This is a genomic window from Mycolicibacterium palauense (assembly GCF_002592005.1).
In the GTDB taxonomy this organism is placed as follows: Bacteria; Actinomycetota; Actinomycetes; order Mycobacteriales; family Mycobacteriaceae; genus Mycobacterium; species Mycobacterium palauense.
In genome coordinates this window covers 1-2,839 of record NZ_NVQF01000176.1, presented here as the reverse complement: position 1 = coordinate 2,839, position 2,839 = coordinate 1, and the positions used below count along the sequence as shown (strand labels likewise).

The 2,839-nt window shown below is 72.5% G+C and carries 4 protein-coding genes; 1 reads left to right on the top strand and 3 read right to left on the bottom strand.

The genetic code is table 11. From position 1 onward, the window contains the following. The first annotated feature begins 264 nt into the window (after positions 1–264). The gene (locus CSR00_RS29645; protein ID WP_245906757.1) at positions 265–765 is read left to right on the top strand and encodes a DUF4383 domain-containing protein; all 501 of its coding nucleotides are present in this window, start codon (positions 265–267) and stop codon (positions 763–765) included. A gap of 11 nt (positions 766–776) precedes the next feature. On the opposite strand, the gene CSR00_RS29640 is transcribed toward CSR00_RS29645, so the two are convergent. The 3 genes from CSR00_RS29640 to CSR00_RS29630 are packed head-to-tail and all read right to left on the bottom strand — an operon-like array spanning position 777 to position 2,768. Then, a complete protein-coding gene (locus CSR00_RS29640; protein WP_328514785.1) occupies positions 777–1,298 on the bottom strand; it encodes a YdcF family protein in 522 nt (173 codons plus the stop codon). Between the two features lie 10 nt (positions 1,299–1,308). Next, on the bottom strand, positions 1,309–2,271 hold the full coding sequence (locus tag CSR00_RS29635) for a Ppx/GppA phosphatase family protein (RefSeq protein ID WP_099025916.1): 963 nt from the start codon (positions 2,269–2,271) through the stop codon (positions 1,309–1,311). A gap of 5 nt (positions 2,272–2,276) precedes the next feature. Beyond that, positions 2,277–2,768: a DUF501 domain-containing protein gene (locus CSR00_RS29630; protein WP_099025915.1), complete on the bottom strand. Its 492-nt coding sequence runs from the start codon at positions 2,766–2,768 to the stop codon at positions 2,277–2,279. Positions 2,769–2,839: the final 71 nt, after the last annotated feature.

The following is a 2,839-nucleotide window of genomic DNA, read 5'->3' as shown; positions in this document are numbered from 1 at the left end:
CGGTGAATCCGCAGGCGCCCCCGGCGCCCGCCGCCATCTGAGCCCGAACGACGCCCCGGGGCACTGCTGATCTGCCCGCCGTGCGGCGACACCGGTTGTCGCTGCAAGGCGGGCAAAGGTATCCCCTCCCGGCGAGCGCCGGCCGCGGCAGCCCGCGCGCTCACCGCCCAGTTCGGTCACCCGCACGATTAACCCCCGCCCGGGCGGGGTATTCGCCGAAACGTCGGAGCCACACCTTCGTCGGCCCCGGCAGGAGGCCCGACGGTGACCAGACCGACGTCCGACCCACGGACCGCGAAACAGTCACGCTATGAGGGCCTGCTGGCGGTGCAGTACGCCACGATCCTGGTCGGTGCCGTCCTGCTGACCCTGGGGGTGCTGGGCTTCATTCCCGGCCCCACCGCCCACCTGGACGCGATGACGCTGGCCGGCGCCCACTCCGGGGCGCTGCTGCTGGGCACCTTCGAGGTCTCGGTGCCGCTCAACCTGCTGCACATCGTCGCCGGGCTGGCCGGGCTGACCATGGCCCGCAGCTTCGCGCTGTCCCGCGCGTTCCTGCTGGCCGCCGGGTTGGTCTACCTGGGCCTGTGGATCTGGGGCCTGGTCACCGGCTACGGCAGCCTGGCCGGTGTGGTGCCGGTCAACCGGGCCGACACCTGGCTGCTCTTCGGTCTCGGCGCGGCGATGGTGCTCTTCGGCCTGACCCTGGCCGGAACGCGGGTGCCCACCGGCGCCGGCGGCGAGGTGCTGCTGCCGCCCAGCTGAACCCGGCGCGCTCAGCACCCGCGCTGGAACAGCGCCTTCACATACCCGGCCGTCTGATACACGTACAGCCACGCCCAGTACGGCACCGACAGCCGCGTCGGGGCGGCGGTCATGATCAACTGCCCGTCGAAACACTTGTGCATGATGTAGCGGGCCCGCGACACGTGCGGCGCGTAGGTCACGACGATGACGGTGCGCCAGCCCCGTTCCGAAGCGACCCGGCCCAGATACCGCGCCTCCCCGAAGGTCGTGGTGGGGTCCGGCACGAAACACTCCACGGTGAATCCCGGCTCGCTGTCCTGGCACCGGTCGCTCAGCGCCCCGGCCGGATCCGAGAGCACCAGATGCGGCGCCCACCCGTCACGGGCGAGCTGCAACCCGTACCAATAGCGTGCCAGCGGCGCCTCCCCGCCGACGATGAGGATCGCGTCGGCCGGGCGCACCGCGTCGATCTGCGGGCGCACGTACACCGGGTATCCGGCCACCGCGGCCAACACCACCAGCACCACCGCGCCGGCCAGGAGCCGCAACACCCCGCGCAGCTCAGTCCCGTTCGATCGACAGGGCGATGCCGTCGAGGATGTCGTGCTCGCTGACGGTCAGGGTGTCGATGCCGGCGCGGGTCCCCAGCGCGTGCGCCAGCTCCTCGACGACGATGGCCCCGCCGCCGATGACGTCGACGCGGCCCTCGTGCATCGGGCCCAGCGCGGCCCGCTGCTTGCGGGTCATCGCGATCAGCTGCGCACACACCGGCAGCAGATCGGAGAACCCCACCGTGGACAGGTGGATGGCGGCCGGGTCGTAGACGGTCAGCTGGTGGGCCAGCGCGGCGATGGTGGTGAACGTGCCCGCCACCCCCACCCAGGTGCGGGCCCCCTCGACGGGCACCGCGCCCAGCGCCTCACCCAGCCGTTCGCGCACCACCTCACGCGCGGCGGCGACCTCGCCGTCGGTGGGCGGGTCCGAATGCAGGCAGCGTTCGGTCAGGCGCACACAGCCGATGTCGGCCGAATGGGCGGCCACCACCTGCCCCGCGGCGTCGCCGTCGCCGCCGAGCACCACCTCGGTGGAGCCGCCGCCGAGGTCGACGACCACGAAAGGCGCACCGTCGGAGGGCAGTTCGGCCACCGCGCCGTTGAACGACAGGGCCGCCTCCTCCGCGCCGGTGATCACCTCGGCCACCGCGCCGGGCACCACCTCGCCGAGCACGTCGGCGGTCATCGCGAAGAACTCGTCGCGGTTGGCGGCGTCGCGGGTCGCCGAGGTCGCCACCATCCGGACCCGCCCGACGCGGTGTCGGGCCAGCAGTTCGGCGTACTCGCCCAACGCGGTGCGGGTGCGGGCCAGCGCCTCGGGGGCGAACTGCCCGGTGGCGTCGACCCCCTGCCCGAGCCGCACTATCCGCATCTCACGCACCACGTCGGTGACCCGGCCGTCGGTGATGTCGGCGATCAGCAGCCGGATCGAGTTGGTGCCGCAGTCGATCGCGCCCGCCCGTGTGCTCACACCGCTCAACCCCACAGCCCTTTCTCCAGAATGCCCGTCATCGCCGGCTCCTCGGCCAGGATGGCCAGCGCCTCGTCACCGAACGGGTTGACGCCGGGCCCCTTGGCCAGCGCGTGGGCGATCACCACGTGCAGACACTTGACCCGCTCCGGCATGCCGCCGCCGGAGAACGTCGTGCCCAGCGGCTCGATCGCGTCGCGTTCGGCCAGGTAGGACTCGTGGGCGGCCCGGTAGGCCGCGGCCAGTTCCGGATCGGTGGCCAGCCGGTCGGTCATGTTCTTCATCAGCCCCGAGGATTCCAGCCGGCTGGCGGCCGCGGTCAGCGCGGGGTGGGTCAGGTAGTACAGCGTCGGGAACGGGGTGCCGTCGGGCAGCCGCGGCGCGGTCTTGACCACGGCGGGTTCACCGTTGGGGCAGCGGTAGGCGATCTCGAGGACACCGCGCGGTTCGCGACCCAGCTGCCGGGCGACCGCCTCGAGGTCGGCGGGGTCAACCACCGGGCGGTGCGGGGTCCGGCTGTCCCTTATACACATCCGACGCTGCCGCCGACCCTCCTTCCTCATCTCTC